The organism is Actinomadura kijaniata NBRC 14229, from assembly GCF_001552175.1.
GTDB classification, from domain to species: Bacteria; Actinomycetota; Actinomycetes; order Streptosporangiales; family Streptosporangiaceae; genus Spirillospora; species Spirillospora kijaniata.
In genome coordinates this window covers 39,600-59,955 of the sequence record NZ_BCQR01000060.1, presented here as the reverse complement: position 1 = coordinate 59,955, position 20,356 = coordinate 39,600, and the positions used below count along the sequence as shown (strand labels likewise).

Sequence of the window (20,356 nt, the reverse complement as noted above, 5' to 3'; positions counted from 1 at the left end):
CATCGGCGTCCTGGTCCACGCCGAGGGCGTCAACGGCCTGGTCCACCCGCAGGGCCACCAGTTCCCCACCGCCTGGGGGCAGGCGGCGAGCTGGGACCCGGCCATCAGCGGAATGGTCGGCGACACGGCGGGCCGGCAGGCCCGCTCGGCCGGCATCCATCTCCTCTTCTCCCCCGTGCTCGACCTCGCCCGCGATCCGCGGTGGGGCCGTGTCCACGAGACGTACGGCGAGGATCCGGAACTGGTCGCGCGGATGGGCATCGGCTTCATGCGCGGCGTCCAGGGCGATGACGGCGAGTCCGGCATCCTGGCGACCGGCAAGCATTTCCTGGGCTACGGCACCTCACTCGGCGCTCTCAACCAGGCCGCCACCCACCTCGGTCGACGGGAGCTCACCGACGTGCACGCCGAGCCGTTCCGGCGGGCGATCGCCGAGGTCGGCCTGTCGGTGGTGATGAACTCCTACAACGAGATCGACGGCATTCCCGCGGTCGCCAACGGCTGGCTCCTGAACGACCTGCTCCGCGGTCAGCTCGGCTTCACCGGCCTCGTCGTGAGCGACTACGACTCGATGGCGATGCTGTACAACACCTACCGCACCGCGCCGACCCCGGCTCATGCCGCCGCCCAGGCGTTGGGCGCCGGGGTCGACGTCGAACTGCCCAGCGCTCCGACGAGCAGCGGCCTGCGGACCGTGATCGAGGACGGGACCCTCGCGGAGGAGGTCCTCGACCGGGCCGTAACGCGCGTGCTGGAGGTCAAGGCCCGGCTCGGCCTCGTCCCGGGCGTCGGTCCGGCGCGACCGAGGACGGCGCCGAAGGCACCGGAGCCCGCTGAGGCACGGGATCGCGCACGTGTCGTCGCCGCGGCCGCCAGCACCCTGCTCGCCAACGACGGGATCCTGCCGCTGCGGCCCGGCGGCGCCAGGATCGCGGTCGTCGGGCCCGCCGCGACCGAGATCCGCATCCACTTCGGCTCCTACTCGTCCGTCGCCGACGCCGAGTTCCCGCTGGCCATCTACCGGATCGCCGCCAGTCAGGCACAGGGCTCACCCGAGGTGTTCCCGGACCTGTTCCAGACGAAGCTGCCCGGGATCGAGCCGGTCTTCGAGGAGGGGGCCCGCCGGCTGCATCCCGAGGCCGTCACGGTGCTCGACGCCATCCGCGCCATCGACCCCGGCGTGCGCCACCACGCCCTGGGCAGCCTCACCGCCGACAGCCCCGCCATCGACGCCGCCGCCGTCGAGGCCGCCGTCAGCGATGTGGACGTGGTGATCGCCGTTGTCGGGGAACGCACCGGCTGGGTGGGCAATCACACCGCGGGCGAGGGGCGGACGACCGCCAACCCCGTACTGCCGGGCGACCAGCCCGAGCTGGTCCAGGCGCTGCACGCCGCCGGCAAGCGCGTCGTCACCGTCGTCGTCTCCGGCCGTCCGCTGCTCCTGGAGGCCGTCCACGACGCCTCCGCGGCGATGCTGCTCGCGCCGCTGCTCGGCCCGGTCGCCGGAACGGTGATCGCCGACATCCTCTACGGCGTGAGCGAGCCGGGCGGTCGCACGCCTTCGACGTTCCCCCGTCACCTCGGGCAGCTGCCGATGTACCACGGACATCCCGTGGGCAGCGGCTACGACCATCCGACCATGCCCCGGCACGGCTACGTCGACCTGCGCGACAGCAGCCCGCTCTACCCGTTCGGTCACGGGCTGACCTACACCTCGTTCGCCACCTCGATCGAGACGGTGCGCGTCGAGGGCGACCATGTCCGCGTCCTCGCCACGGTGACGAACACCGGCCCGCGCGCCGGTACCGCCGTCGTCCAGCTGTACGCGCGCGATGAGGCGGCGACGATCGTGCGCCCCGTCCGGCAGCTCGTCGACTTCGCCCGGGCCCACCTGACCGCCGACGCGACGACCTCCCTCGAGTTCCTCGTCCCGCTCGGCCGCCTGGCCTACACATGGCCGGACGGCCGACGCGGGCTGGAAGCCGGCGACGTCACCTTCCTGCTCGGCCTGTCCAGCGCCGACATCCGCGACGAGGCGACGGTCGAGGTGCCCGCCCTCATACTCACCTGATCCCGGCACGCGGCCTCAGAATGATCAGTTGCCCCGGGCAACCTAGATCATCTGAGGCCGCGCCAGCTCGCGCCGAGAGAACACACCGGCCCTGCCCCGGCTCATGGGGTGAGACGAATCAGTGACGTGCCAGAGCGGACCACGTGGCGAAGAACGCTGGTTTCGGAACGTACCGATCGTCGAACATCAGCGGCTTCGCACCAGGGACCCAGGTATAGGCATGCTTGTCGGTGAATCCCCAGAAGCTGATGTCCCGCACTCCGGCCCTCAGTGCCTCGTCGACGAGGCGACCATAGATCTCGCCCTGCTGCTTGTACTCGGCGTGGTCGGGAAGGGGGGTCAGGTGGACGTCCATCTCCGTGATGGCGACCTCGAGTCCGAGCGCCTTGTAGGACTTCACGATGTCGGTGAGCACGCCGGCCTCGGGCGCGGAGTGGGTCTCGTGCATCTCGAGCCCGACCCCGCTGATGGGTACGCCCCTTCGCACCAGGTCGGCCACCAGGTCGTAAAGCTCCTGGCGCTTCGCCGGGTAGTACTCCACCAGCGACTCGTTGAGGAACAACTTCGCGTTGGGGTTCGCGGCGTGCGCGATGCGGAACGTCTCGGCGAGGTAGTCCGGGCCGAGAACCCTGTAGAAGTAGTTCTGATCGAGCCCCGTGCCGCCGAAGGTGGAGAGGACCTCGGTGGCGACGTCCCACCGGTCCATCTTTCCCGCGTAGCGGGTCATGATTGTTTTGAAGTGGGTGGTCATCGCGGCGCGCAGCCGGTCCGGATCCTGGATCTGCTCCAGCCAGGCCGGGTTGCAGCAGCCGGAGATGAGGCCGTGGCCCTTCACCGCCATGCGGTGCCGCTTCGCGAAGGCGACGAGCCGGTCGAGCTTCGTGAAATCGAAGACGCCCTGCTGCGGCTGGGTGAAGGACCACTTGAGCTCGTTCTCCGGCGACAGGCTGTTGAACTGCTGCGCGAGCACCTTCGCGAACCGGGGTTCATCGAGGTAGGCGGGATTGATCGCCCCGGAGCCGATGAGGATCCCCGACCTGGCCGCCCGCTCTCGCAGGCTGAGCACCGTGGCGTCCGCCGACGCGGCCGGCGCGAACGCGGTCGCGGCGAGCGCGAGCGCGGTGGCGGTCGCGAACGCGCCGATCCCTCGGAGCCCATGACGGCGGGGGGTTCCTGATCGAGTACGTCGGCGGCGGTGGACCGGTGGAGTCGAAGGAGTCGAGGGAGCCCGCGCGCCGTTCGGCGCCAGCGGATGTTTCCTCACCGTGCCTCCCGTGAAGGTGCATGATCCGACATGGATCCCGGCTGGGTGCGGAGAACGTAACACGAAATTTGTACACCTGCCACACTTTGGAATGGCCGGAGCGTGCCGGTCGACTTCACGGTCGCGCAGGCCCATCAGTACGCCCCCGGCGTCCCCGGCTGCGAGCCGTCCGTCACGGCTCTGGTCTTGGGAGCCATCCCAGTGATCGGGAGCCGGCGAACCTCCCGCAGCGTCGCTCGGCGCGGCTGTCGCCATCGCAGGCCCTGGAAAGAGAACGCCGTGCCGCCTGGCAACCGGGCCGTCATGCCCGGCCACGCACCCGTTGTGAGACAGGCCCCTACCGTGACGGCGGCAGGGGCCGGCGCTCATGGGCGCGGAGATGCCCGGCAGTCCTGTTCAACGGGTTCCCTCTCCGCGGGCGAGGGCGGCGCTGAAGTCGGCCTTCAGCTCGTCCGACGCGCCGGGGAGGTATCCCAGGACGGTGTTGAGGGACACGCCCGCGGCCTCGGGGGCGGTGCCGTCGATCGGGATGCCCGGGAAGTGCCTGGTGAACACCTCGCTCAGGGCGTGCCACACGGCCGGATCCTCGGCGAGCGTCCGGAGCGGGGTGTCCAGGGTGTACTCGGGACGGGAACCATGGCCGTCCGGCAGGTCGTACCGCCAGGAGTGGCTTCCGCCCGTCACGTCCACGACGAGGGAGCCGGGGTGCAGCGGGAGCACGACTTTCGCCTCGGTGCCGTCAGGGATCGTCACCTCGACGTTCATACACCGGCCGGTGATGCGCCAGGCCACCTCGACGCGGCCGTGCACCGTGTCGTGACGAACGGTCGCGTGGGTGAGACCGCCACCGGGCCGGGGGGCGATGCTCATCCTCCGGTATCCGGGGTCGACGGCGCCGAGTCCGCCGACCACGCGGTGCAGCCAGTCGGCGACGGCGCCGAAGGCGTAGTGGTTGAGCGAGGTCATGCCGGAGGGATTGATCGTTCCGTCGGGGCGGATGGCGTCCCAGCGCTCCCAGATCGTCGTCGCGCCCATGGTGACCGGGTACAGGAACGACGGGCAGCCGGTTTCCAACAGGAGCAGATACGCCTCCTCCAGGTGGCCGGTGTCGCTGAGCGCGTGCAGGACGAGCGGGGTCCCGGCGAAGCCGGTCGAGATCCGGTACCCGGCCTTGGCCACCAGCTCCGCCAGCAGGGCACCGGCCCGGACCTTCCGGTCGGCGTCGAGGATGTCGAAGGTGATCGCCAGGGCGTAGGCCGTCGCCGTCTCACCGGCGACCCGTCCCGCCGGGGTGACGTACTCGCGGCGGAACGCCTCACGCACCCGCTCCGCCAGAGCGGTGAAATGTGCGGCGTCCTCGTCCTCGCCGAGCACGGCAGAGATTTCGGCCATCTCCCGGGTGACCTTGCACAGGTACGCGGAGGCCACGAGGTGACGGTCGGTCTTACCGCCTGCGGCGTTGTCCATGGGGGCATCGGGGTCCAGCCAGTCCCCGAACTGGAACCCGCTGCTCCAGAGCCCGTTCTCGTCCAGCCGCTCCTCGACGTCGCGGACGAACATGGTCATCGACGCATAGCTCCGGCGCAGGATCTCGGCATCTCCGTACTCGCGGTACAGCGTCCAGGGCACGCTCACCGCCGCGTCGCTCCAGAGCGCGGTCGGCGGTGACGGCGTGGACAGCACGTCGGGCACCACCCACGGGACGTAGCCCTTCGCCCGCTGCTCGGCCGCCAGGTCGGCCAGCCAGGAGCCGAGCACGCCCCGGACGTCGTGCAGGAAGGCCGCGGTGGGCGCGAACCCGTTGAGGTCGCCGGTCCAGCCCAGCCGCTCGTCCCGCTGGGGGCAGTCGGTCGGCACGCCCACGAAGTTGCCCCGCATCGACCACACCACGTTGCCGTGCAGCTTGTCGACCAGCGGATGCGACGACTCGAACCAGCCGGTGCGCGGCATGTCGCTGTGCACGACCACGGCGGTGACGTCCTCCCGGTCCAGGACGCCGGGGTGGCCGTCCACCTGCACGTACCGGAAACCGTGGTAGGTGAACCTCGGCTCCCACACCTCCGTGGCTTCGCCGCGCAGGATGTAGCGATCGGTCGCCGCCGCGGTGCGCAGGGTCTCGGTGCCCAGTTCCCCCTCGACGAGGACTTCCGCATGGCGGAGCGTGACGGTGCGGCCGGCGTCCCCGGTGACCGTCAGCCGCACCCAGCCGGAGATGTTCTGGCCGAAGTCCACGATCGTCTTACCGCTCGGGCTGGTCGAGATGTCGACCGGCGGCAGTTCCTCGACGCGCCGGATGGGGGGCGCGGAGCCGAGGACGAGCGTCGTCGGATCCCAGTCGAACGGCTCCGCCGGCGACCAGGAAGCGTCGTCGAATCCGGGCCGGTTCCACCCGTCCGGTTCCAGGCGCGCGTCGTAGGTCTCGCCGTCGTACAGGCCGTTGACGAGCACCGCGCCGGTGCTGGTGGTGAAGCTCCGGTCCGTCCCGATGATCTCGGTGCGGTCGCCGTACTCCAGCTCGAGCTGGAGGAACAACGCGGGCCGGTCGGCGTAATGCTCGCGTTTGCCCTCCCAGCCGAGACGGCCGACCGCCCACCCCTCGCCGACGACCGCGCCCAGCGCGTTCGCCCCGGGTGCGATCAGCTCCGTGACGTCGTGGCGGCTGACACTGAGCCGGTGGCGGTAGGACGTCCAGCCCGGCGCCAGGACCTCGTCCCCCGCCCGGGTCCCGTTGACGTACGGCTCGACGATGCCGAGCGCCGTCGCGTAGAGCGTGGCCCGCCGCGGCTGCCCGTCGCTGACGAACTCGCGCCGGAAGTACGGCGCCGCGCCCCCCGGCTCGCCGGGTGCCGACGCCGCGATGAAGCCTGCCTGCCAGGCATGTGACATGGTGACACTCCTTGATGGTGAGCGGACGGACATCACGGCGCTCCCAGGACCCGATCATTTTGATCACCGCGGACGGGGCGTGGACGTCCGCTCGCACCGGAACCGGCCGTCGCCCGCGTCCGCCTCGACAGCACCCGGGCGCCTGGCTGGCGCGTGGGTGGCATGCGGCGGCCGGGGCACGCGCGGCCTCACTCGTCAGGTTTCGAGGGTCAGGGCACGAGGAAGCGCTCGTGGGGCGGGACCTCGGTGAGCGCGCCCACGATGCGCGCGGACGTGCGGCACCGGATGTCGGACGAACTCGCTCCGATCATGAGCTGCACCTCCCCGGGTTCCAGCACGAGCCGTCCGGTGCGGTCGACGAGGGCCAGGGCGTTGACGGGGGCGGTCATGCGTACCCGGCGCGAGGCGCCGGCCGCGACGGCGACGCGGGTGAAGGCGAGGAGTTGCCGCGCGGGCCGGGTCGTGGAGGCGAGGACGTCTCGCGCGTAGAGCTGGACGACCTCCTCACCGTCGCGGTCGCCGGTGTTGGTGATGGTGACGGTCAGTTCGACGGCGTCTCCGGCTCGGAGTTCCGCCGTGGCCAGTTCGATGTCGCCGTATTCGAAATCGGTGTAGGTCAGGCCGTGGCCGAAGCAGAACAGCGGGCGGGCGGATCCGTCGATGTAGCCCGCGGCGTCCGCGCCGCCGAGGCGGTCGTATCCGCTGCCGGCGCGCGCGCCGTGGAAGACGGGGATCTGGCCCATCGACGCGGGGAAGGACACGGGGAGACGGCCGCTCGGTGACGTCCTGCCGGTGATGATGTCGGCGATCGCCTCCCCGGCGGCGGGGCCGAGCAGCGGCGCCCACAGCACGGCGGCGGAACGCTCGGCGATCCGGCCGAGCAGGAGCGGGCGGCCGCTGACGACGACGGCGACGACGGGAGTCCCGGTGGCCGCGGCCGCCTCGATGAGGCGTTCCTGGTCGCCGGGCAGGCACAGCTCCTGGCGGTCGTACCCCTCTCCGGCGGTGATGCCGCCGACCCAGCCTGTGCGTTCTCCGACCACGACGACGGCGACGTCGGCCTGGACGGCGGCCTCAGCGGCCCGGTCGGCGTCCTCGGTGGAGGTGCCTTCCGGGCCGCCCGCCGCGGTGACGACCACGTCGGCGTCCGGCAGGGCCTCCTGGAGGGCCTGGGCGACGGAGCGGGATTCGGGCTCGGCCTCGCGGGCCATCTCCTCGAACCGGGTGGGGAATCCCGGGGTGGGGATGAGCCGCATGCCCATGGCGTCGTCCAGTCCGGCGCTCGCCGGATCATCGCCTTCACCGCCGACGGCGGTCGGGGCATCCGCGGCGATGTCGCCGGCCGCCGTCAGGTCGGCGATCAGCGTCTGGAGTTCGGCGACGGAGGTGTTGAGTTCGGCGGCGGCGACGCCGGAGTATCCGCCGTAGTGGATGCGCACCTCGGTGGCGGGCCCGCCGATCACCGCGATGCGGCGCGTCGTCGGTGCCAGCGGGAGTGCGCCGTCGTTGGTGAGCAGAACCGCGGCCTGTCCGGCCATGGCGCGCGAGGTCGCACGGTCGGCGTCGCGGTCCGGAACCGGGGCGCTCCACCCGGGATGGACGGTGACGCCGAGCAGATCGTCCAGGAGCCCGAGGCGTTCCTTGAGCTCCAGGCAGCGTCGGGTGGCGCGGTCGAGAAGGGCGACGTCCAGCTCGCCGCCGCGAACCAGTTCCGGCAGGTGCGCGTAGCCGCGGGCGTCGGGGAACTCGATGTCGAGCCCGGCCTCGATGGCGAGACGCGCGCCCTCGGGGAAGCCGTCCACGAGGCGGGTGCGCGAGAGCAGATGGTCGATCGAGCCGTAGTCGCTGACCACCGCGCCGTCGAAGCCGAGTTCGTCGCGCAGCAGCGCGGTGAGGATGTCGGGGTCGGCGACGACGGGAACACCGTCGATCTCGGAGTAGGAGTTCATGACCGTCGCGATCCCGGCCTCGCGGATGACCGCCTCGAAGGGACGGGAGTATTCCTCACGCAGCGTCCGTCGCCCGAGGTGCACCGCGGCAAGGTTCATGCCGGCCTGCGAGACCGAATAGCCCAGGAAGTGCTTCGCGCAGGCCGCCACACCACCGCGCAGGTCCTCGCCCTGCAGGCCGCGGACGAACGCGACCCCCATCGCGGCGGACAGATCGGGGTCTTCGCCGAAGGTCTCATGGACCCGGCCCCATCGCGGGTCGCGGGCCAGATCCAGCACCGGGGACAACGCGTGGCGCACGCCCGCCGAGAGCAGGTGCTCCCGGGTGAGCTCGGCCATCTTCCGGATCAGCGCCGGATTCCAGGTCGCGGCCTGCGCGACAGCGGTGGGGTAGGCCGGAGCTCCGGGGATGACGGCGCCGTTGAGGGCTTCGAGGTGGACGAGCGCGGGGATCGGGATGCGGCTGGTTTCGGCGAGCGCCTTCTGCAGCGTCGAGATGAAATCCGCCATCGCGTCGAGATCGGGGCACAGCGTCCAGCCCAGGCCCAGGTGACCCATCCCGTCCGGAGCCAGATCGATGAGGCATCCGGCGAGCGCGGTCCGGAGGTCCTGGCCCTTTTGGGAAGCGGCGTCCAGCCTGGGGCCGAGTTCGGACGCACTCGGTCCGCTCAGCTGCGCGGCCTTCTCCTCCAGGGTGAGCTCGTTCAGCAGGTCATCGACAGACTTCATGACAGGTCCTTGAGGTGAGGAGAAGGGCGGGAAGCCGTCCGGGGACCGTGCTGCAGCGCAGACCGTGCGGGCCGTCCGCCTGATTTAACGTAACTATTACGCTAAACACCGCCCGGATTCAAGATCCGTCGTCCCCGACCGGCGGGCATCGGCCGGTGGGCGACCCCTGTTCGACTATCCTTGAGAGGCTCGCGGCAGGTCATCGAGCGGTGAGAGGGACGTCAGTGACTCGGTCATCACCAGGCGCGCCCCCGCGCGGCCGCGGCCGCCCGGCCCGGTTGTCCCGCGACGAGATCATCGACGCCGCCGTGGCGCTGGTCTACGGGGACCCGGGGAGGCCACTGACGATCAAGCGGGTGGCGGCCGCCGTCGGGTCGGCCCCCATGGCGCTGTACAGGTATTTCCCGGACCGCGACGACCTCCTCCAGGCAGTCGCGGACCGGGTGGTGGCGGGTATGCGGTTCGACCGGCCGGCCGGCGCGACCTGGCAGGAACAGCTGCGCGACTGGATGCTGACGAGCATGCGGCACCTGCGGCCGTATCCGCAGTTGCTGCCCTATATCGCCGCTCCCAGCAAGGCGAACTGGCTGCCGTCGCTCATCATGTTGACAGAGATGCTGCGGCCGCTGGCGCTCAGCGACGACGACCTGGCACTGGCGATCACGTTCATCAGCACGACGACCGTCGGCCATGCCACCCTGGCCTCCCGGGAGGCCCCGCCGGGCGAGCCCTATGCGGTCTTGCGCGAGGCGCTCCGCGAGGAAAACGAGGAGGACCGCGCTCGCGTGGTTCCGGTCCTCGACTCGATGCCCAGAGCTTATGAGCGCCTCTACGACATGGTCATCGACAGCACGATCGCCGCGGTCGAATCGTTGGGTGCCGGCTCGACGCCCGGTGCCGGCGGCGAGGCGACGCAGAGCCGCCCGGTGCCGTTGGCACCGATCTTCAGGCCCCCGACGTAGCGCCCAAGGTCGAGGCCCTACGGAACCGCGATCCCGCCCTTCATCGCGTCCCTGTTACACAAAACCTCTCCCCCGTCCTTCGCCTCGTCGAGATCCGATGGTCCGGGCGGCAGAGGATGCAACAGGCCGGGCGGAGTCCGCCCGGGTGGCGAACGGGGGCCGCTCCGCGCCGACGCCGATCCGTGGACGGTCGCCCCGATTCGGACGTGACAAGGGCTTGCACGGGCAAGTGAGACGCTCGTACCATTCGGCACACCAGAACTTGCGCGCGTAAGTGACGTCCTCGACCACGCCCCTCACCCGCGGAAGCGCCGTGAGGGCCCCGCCTCACGCCGGTCGCACGGCTGACGGCGGGACAGCGGATCGACGGATGCGAGAGCCGCCGCGGCCTCCGCCATGACCTTGAGCCTGTTGTTCGCGCATCCGCCCACGCCGATCCCGAGGAACGCCCGAAGGAGAGCAGCACCATGCCCAGGACCTTCCCTCAGAGCTTCCTCTGGGGTGCGGCGACCGCCGCGCACCAGATCGAAGGAAACAACCTCAACAACGACTGGTGGCAGCTAGAGCACACCGCCGCCGAGTACGGCGTCCAGTTCAGCGGCGACGCCGTCGACAGCTACCACCGGTACGAGGAGGACATGACCCTCCTGGCGGACGCCGGCCTCAACGCCTACCGCTTCAGCATCGAATGGTCGCGGATCGAGCCGAGCCCCGGAAGGTTCTCCCGAGCGGAACTGGCGCACTATCGCCGCATGATCGACACTGCGAGGCGGATGGGCCTCGCCCCTGTCGTCACCTTGCATCACTTCACTCACCCCATCTGGTTCGGGGAGAACGGGGCATGGCTCGCCAAGGACGCCGTCGAGGTCTTCACCCGTTATGTCGAGCAGGCGTGCACGATCCTCGACGGGGTCGAGTGGGTGTGCACCATCAACGAACCGAACATCGTCGCGGTGAACCACGGGCAGCAGCGGCGGATCGCCGAAGGCAAGGAGTACCAGTTCGTCGGCGCCCAGCCTGACGCCGAGATCGGCGAGGCCCTCATCGCCGCCCACCGCGCCGCCGCGCCGCTGGTTCGCGAGGCGACCGGCGCGAAAGTCGGATGGACCGTGGCCAACCAGGCGCTCCTCCCCGCGCCGGGCGCCGAGGCCAGGCACGCCGAGGTGCAGCACCTGTGGGAGGACATGTACCTTGAGCCCGCACGCGACGACGACTTCGTCGGCGTGCAGTCCTACACCAGCCAGATGGTCACTGAGGACGGCGTCGTCCCGCACCCCGAGCACCCCGACAACACCCTGATGGGTTGGGCTTACCGGCCCGACGCGCTCGGCATCGCCCTGCGCCACACCCATGACGTCGTCGGCGACGTCCCGATCCTCGTCACCGAGAACGGCATCGCCACCGCCGACGACGACCGACGCGTCGCGTACACGACCGCAGCGCTGAACGGCCTGCTCGACGCCGTCGAGGACGGCATTGACGTGCGGGCCTATCTGCACTGGAGCCTGCTGGACAATTTCGAGTGGGGGCGCTGGGAGCCGACCTTCGGGCTCGTCGCGGTCGACCGGACCACATTCGAACGCCACCCGAAACCCAGCCTCGCATGGCTCGGGCAGGTCGCGAAGGCGAACGCCATCTGATCGGGGCGGCGAGGTGCGAACCATCGGTCACGCGCGTGCCCGGGGCCGCGACGGTGTCGACCGCTCCTGCGAAGCCACTGTCCGCTGCGCCGACGGCGTACGCGCACGGATCGCCCCGATGTGGTCATGAGATCTGCTCGGGATGAGCCTCCAGATCCGCGGGGAACCCGCGGACCTCCGCGCCTCCTGACCGCACCACGCCCAGGAGCGCTACAAGGCCGCCGAGCCCAAGCCGCGCCCATGACGCACCGCCCCATGGCGACTTAGGAGAGGTACAGGTTGACGACAACGCCCATCATTGCGGGGTTCTATCCCGACCCGTCCATCTGCCGAGCGGGAGACACCTACTATCTGGCGAACTCCAGCTTCGAGTACCTGCCCGGAGTTCCCATCCACCAGAGCACGGACCTGACCACGTGGACGCCGGTCACGAACGCGCTGCAACGGCCCGACCAGCTCAACCTCGGCATGGCGCCGCCGAGCACCGGTGTGTACGCCCCCACGCTTCGGTACCACGGCGGGAAGTTCTGGCTCGTCACGACGAATGTGGTCGAGTTCCATCGGGGCCAGTTGATCGTGTCCGCCGACGATCCGGCCGGGCCGTGGTCGCCCGCCGTCCACGTTGAGGGCGCCGTCGGCATCGACCCGGACCTCGCCTGGGACGAGACCGGGACGTGCCATCTGACGTGGGCGTCCGCGCTCCCGGACCGGCACGGCATCGCCAGTGCGCCCATCGATCTCGAGACGGGCGCGCTCCTGTCTCCCCCGCGACTGCTCTGGCCGGGCACCGGGCTGGCCTATCCGGAAGGCCCGCACCTCTACCGGCGGGACGGGTGGTGGTACCTCATGCTCGCCGAGGGCGGCACGGAGCGCGGCCATGTGGTCACCATCGCACGGTCGCCTTCGCTGGACGAGCCGTTCGAGGCCGCACCGGCGAACCCCGTCCTCACTCATCGCAGCACCGGCCACCCCGTCCAGAACACCGGCCATGCCGACCTCGTCGAACTGACCGATGGCTCATGGGCGATGGTGTATCTCGGCGTCCGCCCGCGTGGTCAGACCCCGATGTTCCACACCAACGGACGGGAGACCTTCATCGCGGGCGTGGAATGGATCGACGGCTGGCCCGTCGTTGACGAGGAGCGCTTCGAGGCGACTCCGCGGGACCACTCCTTCGTCGATCGATTCGAGACCGCCGACCTCGACGACCGCTGGATCTCCCCCAATCGCCACCCTGGAACGTTCGCCCGGCACGAGGCGGCCGGCCGGCTGGTCCTCACCGCACCCTCGGACCAGGCGCCGCGGCCGATGCTGGTCGCGCGCGCACGCGACCTCGAATGGACCGCCGAGGCTCGCCTCGACACATCCGCCGGCACCGGCCGGTTCCTCGTGCGCATCGATCGGGATCACTGGTACGGGTTGACCGCGAGCGCCGAGCATGTCGAGGCGAGCGTGGTGATCGGACCGGCCGGCACGACTCTCGCCCGGGTCACCGTGCCTTCTGGCCAGGAGGTGACGCTGCGCATCTCGGCTCGCGAACCCGAGGTGACTCCGCCCATCCCGCGGCACGAGCCCGACATCATCGAGCTGTCGGTCGTGGCTCCCGACGGGACGTCGCAGGTGCTCGGAACGGTCGACGGACGCTATCTGTCGACGGAGGTGGCCGGTGGGTTCACCGGTCGCACGTTCGGCGTCGAGCCCGTCGAGGGAAGCATTGCGGTGCAGGAAATCTCGTACCACCCCCATCCACCGGCCGCCGGCCGGTCCGGTGCGCTCACGCCTGACGCGGGCCAGGGCGCGGAAGACACCGGAGGTCTCCAGCCCTGACCGGGGTCAGCCGTCACTCAAGGGCGATGCGGCGGTCAGGAGGACGGTTCGAGAACGACCACCGGGATGTCGCGATCGGTCTTCCGGCGGTACTCGTCGTAGTCGGGCCAGACCTCTACGGCCATGGCCCACCATTTCTCGCGTTCCTCGCCCTCGACGCGGCGCGCGACGTAGTCGCGCACGACTGCGCCGTCCTGCAAGGAGACGTGCGGGTCGGCCATGATGTTGTGGTACCAGGAGGGATGGGTGGGGGCACCGCCCTGGGAGGCGACGACGGCGTAGCGGGTGCCGTCGGTGACCCGCATCAGCGGAGTTTTCCTGATCTTCCCAGACTTCGCGCCCCTGGTCGTGAGGATGATGACGGGCTTGCCCCGCAGGGTGCCGCCTTCCACGCCGTCGCTGCGCTCATACAGCTCCACCTGCTCGGCGACCGGGGCGTAGGGGCTCGGTCCGTACTCTTCTGGCAGTGGCATTCCAGCTCCTGGTGTTCTGGCGATGACCGGTGGGAATCGCAGCCGCGTCGCCTCATCGCCCGGTGGATTCCCGGGGGACGACGCGGGCGTGGAGGTCGGGGGCGACCTCCGGCAGCGGCTCGTCCCGCGCGGTGCGGAGGGCGAGGTCGGCCAGGTGGCGCCCCAGCCCGACGCTGTCGATGCCCACGCTGGACAGGGACGGGTAGAGCATGCCCGCCAGCGGGGTGTCGTCATGCCCGATGACGGCCAGGTCCGCGGGTACGGACAGGCCGGCGCGCAGCGCGGCGGCGACGATCATCGCGGCGATGTCGTCGTTGAAGGCGGCGACGCCGGTGACGCCCTCGTGGTGCCATGCCCGTACGGCTTCGGCGATGCTGTCGTCGCCGTGCTCCACTGGCCGGATGTCCAGGACGTCGAGGCCGAGCCGGTCTGCGGCCTGCCGCGCCGCCGCCGCGCGCCCCTGCGACATCAGTGCGACGCGCCGGTCGCCGCTCGCCGCGAAACCGACTCTGCGGTGGCCTCGCTCGTGCAGGTGCTCGATCTGCAGGCGGGTGCCCGCGGTGAGCGTGGGGGAGGCCAGGAAGGAGCGCTGCCGCCGGGGCGCGGGCAGGATCCTGGTGATGCCGCTGGCGCGCATGGAGGCGCGCTCGGCGTCGGTGATGGGCGTCCAGGCGATGACGACGTCGGGGTTGAGCGACTCCCAGAGCGGCCGGGCGTGCCCGCCCTCGTGCCTGGTGTGGGTCACCAGGGAGTAGCCGGCGTCGTCGAGCACCTGGGAGGCCGTCTCCAGGTTCCGGCGCAGGCCGTACTCCAGAGGCCAGTCCGGCAGCACCAACAGGATGATCATGCTGCGGCCGCTGGCGAGGGCCTGGGCCGCCCGGTGCGGCCGGTAGCCCAGGCGCTCGGCCTCGGCCAGGACCCGCTCGCGGGTGGCGGCGGGGATGGTCTGGCCCGGGGTGTTGTTGAGCACATATCCCACGGTGGCGCGGGACAGTCCCAGCGCTCGGGCGACGTCCGCCGCGGTGACACGCTTTGTTCGCTCAGCCACTGAATCTCCACCCCGGGACCGCTCGCATGGCTTGCGCGCGCAAGCAATCTCACTATCTCACAGAGTGACCGACGGCGGCGGTGACGCCGCCGTGCTGGAGGTCCCCTTTCGCGTGTCAGCGGCCTGCTTCGGTGAGCGTCAGCCGCCATCGCCAGGCGTGTTCACTGCGGGAAGGCCGATGGGCGGGCCGGGTGTCGGGGCCGAGGAAGCCGGTGCCGACGCCCCGGTGGGCGATGTCGAGGTGGACAATGGTCCTGCGGCTCGGCCGCAGCTCCCACCAGTGCGCGGCCGCCTCCAGCTCGCTCACCGTGTACCGGCTCACGTTCATGTGCAGCGGTGTGGCGTGACGGGTGCGGACGGTCCCGGCCGGGCCGGACAGCAGGAGTTCGGTGACCTCGCCTCGGGTGCCGTTCTCCTGCGGCCTCAGGTACGGCACGGCGAGTTCGTCGATGGGACTCTCCCACGCGCCGAGCAGGGCCGAGGCACGCCGGTCGGGGTAGTTCTCCCACGGCCCCAGCCCGACCCAGCGGGCCTGGTCGAAGCCGTCGGTGAGCTCGAACTCCATGCCCACGCGCAGACCGTCGCCGATGCCGTCGGGCAGGGTCACCTTCTCGTCGAGCAGGTAGTCCCCGCCGGCCAGCGGCGTGACGGTCCGGGTGTGCACGACCTCGTCGCCGAAGGCCGCGGCGTAACGGGTGATGACGACGGCTCCGTCGGTCTTGACGTCCAGCGGGGTGAGCTGGAAGAAACCCGAGCGGACGAAGCGGTTGTCCAGCGCGAACGCCGCGTCGTTGTCGGTGAGGGCTCGCCACAGGCAGAGCGCCGGGGGACGGCGCAGCAGCGGGTGGCGCGGCTCCCCGTCCATGCCGCCGATGCCGCGGGGCAGTCGCGGCACCGGACGGGGGAAGCGGACCTGGTGGACGCCGACCTCCGTCCCGGCCGGGGCCCACAGCGCGTCATGGCGGGTGCGCACGGTCACGGTGAGCGCCAGGGCCGTGCCCAGCCGCGCCCGGATCGCCTCGGGCAGGCTGATCGTGGCCTCCCGGCCCGGGGCGGCCGGCGGCGCCGGGAGCGTGACCGCGCCTGCGGGCCCGGCTTCGGTTTCCACCCGTAGCTCCAGGTCGTAGCCGCCGAGGTCGGCGAAGGTCTGCCGGTTGAGCAGCCGCAGCGTGCCGGTCCCGGCGTCCTCGGCTCCGGAGGTGATGCGAACCGGGCAGAACAGGCCGCGCGCCTCGTACAGCGCCGGCTTCGGGGTGAGGTCGGGGAAGACCAGGCCGTTGAGGAAGTCGACGCCGTCGTTGGGCTCGTCGCCGAAGTCGCCGCCGTAGCGGTGGCGGCCGTCGCCGTCGAGGTCGAGGGCGTGGTCCTTGAACTCCCAGATGAAGCCGCCCTGCAGGCCCGGCAGGTTCTCGAACAGCTCCCAGTAGTCGGCCAGGCCGCCGGTGCCATTGCCCTGGGAGTGGGCGTACTCGCACACGATGACCGGACGGTCGGCGCGCGGGTCGGCGGAGAACGCCTGGAGCGCCTCGAAGGAGGGATACATCGGGCACACCAGGTCGGTGGCGGCGTGCCCGGCGTGCCAGTCGTGCGCGATGGCGCCCTCGTAGTGCAGCGGCCGGGTCCCGTCGAAGCGGCGCACCCAGGCCGCGGCCGCGTCGTGGTTGGCCCCGTAGCCGGTCTCGTTGCCGAGCGACCAGACGATCACCGACGGGTGGTTGCGGTCGCGCAGCACCATCCGGGAGATCCGTTCCAGGAACTCCGGCAGGTAGCGCGGATCGTGGGCGAGGGTCGAGGTGAACGCGTGCCCTTCGATGTCGGCCTCGTCGACGACGTAGAAGCCGATCTCGTCGCACAGGTCGAGGAAGGCCGGGTCGTTGGGGTAGTGCGAGGTGCGGATCGCGTTGACGTTGAACCGCTTGAGCAGCGAGAGCTCGGCCAGCATGAGCTCCCGGGAGACGACCCGTCCGGTACGCGGGTCGACGTCGTGCCGGTTGACGCCCTGGATGAGGACGCGCCGGCCGTTGACCAGAAGGTCGCGTCCCTCGATCCGGACCCGGCGGAACCCGACCCGCAGCCGGGTCTCGTCGACGGCCTCGCCCTCCGGGGACAGCAGCCGCACGCGCAGATCCTCCAGGTGCGGGGTCTCCGCCGTCCACGGGTCGACGTCGAGGCCGTCCAGGACGAACGCCGCGGTGCCCGCTGGCGCCTGCGGCCCCGTCATCCGTTTCATGAGGTCGGCGGCGGGGACGAGCTCCTCGGGGATGGGCGCCTGCGCCGCGTTCATGCTGAGCAGATCCATCACGCCGTCGGGAAGCCCGAGTGGTTCCGGCCGCGTCGACCGGTCACGATTCGGCCGCGGGAAGGAGGGCGCGGGAACGCGGGGGGTGACCGGTCGCGTCTCGGTGCGGCCGAGAACGTCGATCCGCACTGACCAGTCGACCTCGTCGAGATGGTCCAGTCCCGCGGTGGAGACGGTCACCTCCAGCCGTCCGCGGCCGGAGGCCGGCTCGTAGTCGGCGACCGTGGCCACATCGGTGAGCCGTACATCCGGCACGGTGTACAGGAAGACCGAGCGGGACAGCCCCGACTGCCACCACTGGTCCTGGTCCTCCAGATAGCTGGCGGCCGACCATTTGGTGACCGCGAGCTCAAGCGTGTTGGATCCGGCGACGAGTTCGCCGGTGACATCGAACTCCGCGGCCAGGTGCGAGTCGGTGCTGACCCCGACCTGTGCGCCGTTGAGCGAGACCGTCAACAGCCCCTCGGCGGCGCCCACATGCAGGATGGCCCTGCGCCCCGGCCGCGGGGACCAGTCGAACGTGCGCCGGTAGACGCCGACGGGGTTGTGGGCGGGGACCGCCGGCGGCACCTCCTGGAACGGCATCACGACGTTGGTGTAGTGCGGCCGGTCCTCGCGCTCGCGCATCGTCCACAGGCTCGGGACGGTGACGGTCTTCCAGGCGGCGCCGTCCGCTTCGTGCGGTGAGCGCCGGAGCTGGAAGTCCCACTCGCCGTCGAGATCGATGTCCGGGGTGCGGCGCAGCGCGTGCATAGGCAGGCGATTCACGGATTCCTCTTCACTGACGGGGCGGCGGACGGCCTTGACGTCGGCGGGACACTCAGCCTGACCGGCTGATCTCGATCAGCTCTTCGAGCCAGTCGGCCGGCAGGGCGTCGCCGGTGAAGGTGATCATTTGGCTCATCGGCACGCCGGCGGCCATTTTCAGCCAGTCGGGGTGCTGCGCGGCGATCTTCGCGTCCTCCTCCGTCATGTCCCGCATGCGTTCGCTCAGCCTCCGCATCAGGGCGGGCCCGGCGATCGGGTGGTCGAGCCAGTCCCCGAAGGTGGAGTCCATCGACAGCGGGGTGAGGCCCTTGTCACCGGTCAGGCTGATCGCCGCCTCGGCGAGGACGTGATGCGCGTCGGCGCCGATCTGGACGCGGTACTCCCCGGGGCCGACGACCCACCGGGAGGCGGTGATGTCGTAGTAGGCGAAGGATCGCCGGTCCAGGTCGAGGACGACCGTGCGGGACTCTCCCGGCTCCAGCGCGATCTTGGTGAAGGCCCGCAGCTCACGGGCGGGGCGGCGGACCTTCCCCGCGGTGGTGGCGACGTACACCTGCACCACGTGCTTGCCGGCGCGGGTGCCGGTGTTGGTCACGGTGACCGACACCCTGGCGGTGTCGTCCCCGGTCGGGGTCACGGTGAGCTCGTCAGTGCTGAAGGTGGTGTAGGACAGGCCGTGCCCGAACGGGTAACCCACCGGCCGGTCGGCGCTGGTGTAGTAGCGGTAGCCGACCATGACGCCCTCGCCGTACCGGACGTGCCCCGCCTCGCCGGGGAAGTTGAGGTAGCTCGGGTTGTCCTGCAGGCGCAGCGGGATCGTCTCCGCGAGATGCCCCGACGGGTTGACCACCCCGTACAGGACGTCCGCGAGCGCGCCGCCGCCGGCCTGGCCCAGGAGCGTGCCGTCGACGATCGCGTCCACCTCGTCGTGCCAGCCCTCCAGCGACATCACGCCGCCGTGGGAGAGCACCACGACCGTGCGGAGCGCGGCCCGCGCGACCGCATGGATCAGCTCCACCTGCTCCGCGGGCAACTCGATGCTCTCGCGGTCGTAGCCTTCGGACTCCTGGTTGTCGCTCAGCCCCGCGAAGACCACCGCCACCCGCGCGTTGGAGGCGACCCTGACCGCCTCCTCCCGCAGCGCTCCGGCGTCCCCCGAGCCGTCGGCCGTGAATCCCTGCGCGTGGGTCACCGACTGGCCGCGATCCGCGGCGTGCTTGGCGATCTCGTCCAGGGGCGTGTCCACCCGGGTGGGGTTGACGCGTGAGCTGCCGCCGCCCTGGAATCTCGGCGTGGTCGCGAACGCCCCGATCACGGCCACGGTGGTGACGTCCTCCAGCGGAAGCACATCGCCGTCGTTCTTGAGCAGCACCACGCAGTCGGCCGCCAGCGTCCGCGCCAGCGCGTGGCCACCGTCCACGTCCAGGTCACCGGTGGCCGGCGTGACCCGGTCGGCGAGTGCGACGATCCGCGCGACGGCCCGGTCGACCAGTGCCTCATCCAGCTCACCGGCCCGCACCACGGCCACGATCTGGGCGTCGGTCACCCCGCCGTCGCCGGGCATCCCCAGGTCCAGGCCTGCCGCCAGCGCCGCGACGCGGTCGTGCACCGCGCCCCAGTCCGAGATCACCGCACCGGCGAATCCCCACTCCTGGCGCAGCACCTCGGTCAGCAGCCACCGGTTCTCCGTCGCGTGGACACCGTTGATCTTGTTGTAGGAGGCCATCACGGTCGCCGGCCGCGCTTCGGTCACGATCCGCTCGAACGCCGGCAGGTAGATCTCCCGCAACGTCCGCTCGTCGACGTCCGCGCTGATCCGCGTCCGGTCGGTCTCCTGGTTGTTGGCCGCGAAGTGCTTGACCGACGCGCCCGGCCCCTCGCCCTGCAGTCCGCGCACGTGGGCCGCGCCGAGCACACCGGACAGCAGCGGGTCCTCCGAGTAGTACTCGAAGTTCCGCCCGCACAGCGGCGACCGCTTGATGTTCACGCCCGGTCCCAGCACCACGGTGACGCCCAGCGCCCGAGCCTCACGCCCGAGCGCGGCGCCCAGCGCGGCGGCCACCTCGGGATCCCAGCTCGCCCCCACCGCCACCGCCGGCGGGAAGCACGTCGCCGGCACACTGCCGTAGATGTCGGCGGTATCCGTCCGGTCTTCCAGGTAACGGAGACCGTGCGGGCCGTCGTAGAGCAGCACCTCCGGGAGTCCTGCGTCCGGCGGCGGCTCCGTCGACCACATGTCCCGCCCCGACAGCAGGGACGCCTTCTGCTCCAGCGACAGCGAGCCAAGGTCCAGCGAGGGCATGGCGAGGGATCCTTCCAAGGGTCGGGCCCGCGAACAGCCGACCGACCTGCGGCCGGACACGGGCGATGTGCGTGGCGAAGCGGTGCCGGCGGTCGACGCGACGGACCGTGCGGAATGCCCGTCTCGCGGAGAGATGGC

At 70.9% G+C, this 20,356-nt stretch carries 11 protein-coding genes; 4 read left to right on the top strand and 7 right to left on the bottom strand.

What is annotated here, in order from left to right; translation table 11 throughout:
- A partial coding sequence (locus AKI01S_RS20045; protein WP_067819822.1) for a glycoside hydrolase family 3 N-terminal domain-containing protein occupies positions 1-2,071 on the top strand: 2,071 nt, incomplete at its 5' end.
- A 118-nt stretch (positions 2,072-2,189) separates the two neighbouring features.
- Here AKI01S_RS20045 and AKI01S_RS20040 read toward each other — a convergent pair.
- From AKI01S_RS20040 to AKI01S_RS20030, 3 genes are all read right to left on the bottom strand, one after another.
- Positions 2,190-3,335 carry an endo-1,4-beta-xylanase gene (locus tag AKI01S_RS20040; RefSeq protein WP_218009741.1) on the bottom strand — a complete coding sequence of 382 codons (1,146 nt, stop codon included), beginning with the start codon at positions 3,333-3,335 and terminating at the stop codon, positions 2,190-2,192.
- Positions 3,336-3,731: 396 nt separating this feature from the next.
- A complete protein-coding gene (locus AKI01S_RS20035) occupies positions 3,732-6,221 on the bottom strand; it encodes an alpha-L-rhamnosidase (protein ID WP_067819816.1) in 2,490 nt (829 codons plus the stop codon).
- 209 nt (positions 6,222-6,430) lie between these two features.
- Positions 6,431-8,899 (bottom strand): glycoside hydrolase family 3 N-terminal domain-containing protein, encoded by a 2,469-nt coding sequence (locus AKI01S_RS20030; RefSeq protein WP_067819813.1) that lies wholly within the window; start codon positions 8,897-8,899, stop codon positions 6,431-6,433.
- Between the two features lie 278 nt (positions 8,900-9,177).
- Here AKI01S_RS20030 and AKI01S_RS20025 point away from each other — a divergent pair, with 278 nt between their 5' ends.
- The 3 genes from AKI01S_RS20025 to AKI01S_RS20015 all read left to right on the top strand — a co-directional run bounded on the left by AKI01S_RS20025 (position 9,178) and on the right by AKI01S_RS20015 (position 13,328).
- On the top strand, positions 9,178-9,861 hold the full coding sequence (locus AKI01S_RS20025) for a TetR/AcrR family transcriptional regulator (protein WP_218009740.1): 684 nt from the start codon (positions 9,178-9,180) through the stop codon (positions 9,859-9,861).
- 467 nt (positions 9,862-10,328) lie between these two features.
- Positions 10,329-11,501 (top strand): glycoside hydrolase family 1 protein, encoded by a 1,173-nt coding sequence (locus AKI01S_RS20020; RefSeq protein ID WP_067819809.1) that lies wholly within the window; start codon positions 10,329-10,331, stop codon positions 11,499-11,501.
- A 279-nt stretch (positions 11,502-11,780) separates the two neighbouring features.
- On the top strand, positions 11,781-13,328 hold the full coding sequence (locus AKI01S_RS20015; protein WP_067819808.1) for a glycoside hydrolase family 43 protein: 1,548 nt from the start codon (positions 11,781-11,783) through the stop codon (positions 13,326-13,328).
- 35 nt (positions 13,329-13,363) lie between these two features.
- Here the strand turns inward: AKI01S_RS20015 and AKI01S_RS20010 are convergent, their stop codons facing one another.
- The 4 genes from AKI01S_RS20010 to AKI01S_RS19995 form a co-directional block, all read right to left on the bottom strand.
- Complete coding sequence (locus tag AKI01S_RS20010; RefSeq protein WP_067819806.1) at positions 13,364-13,801, bottom strand: nitroreductase family deazaflavin-dependent oxidoreductase; 438 nt, start codon at positions 13,799-13,801, stop codon at positions 13,364-13,366.
- 52 nt (positions 13,802-13,853) lie between these two features.
- Positions 13,854-14,849: a LacI family DNA-binding transcriptional regulator gene (locus AKI01S_RS20005; protein ID WP_067819804.1), complete on the bottom strand. Its 996-nt coding sequence runs from the start codon at positions 14,847-14,849 to the stop codon at positions 13,854-13,856.
- A gap of 115 nt (positions 14,850-14,964) precedes the next feature.
- A complete protein-coding gene (locus AKI01S_RS20000) occupies positions 14,965-17,916 on the bottom strand; it encodes a glycoside hydrolase family 2 TIM barrel-domain containing protein (protein WP_067819797.1) in 2,952 nt (983 codons plus the stop codon).
- 52 nt (positions 17,917-17,968) lie between these two features.
- A complete protein-coding gene (locus tag AKI01S_RS19995) occupies positions 17,969-20,218 on the bottom strand; it encodes a glycoside hydrolase family 3 C-terminal domain-containing protein (RefSeq protein ID WP_067819794.1) in 2,250 nt (749 codons plus the stop codon).
- Between the last annotated feature and the right edge of the window lie 138 nt (positions 20,219-20,356).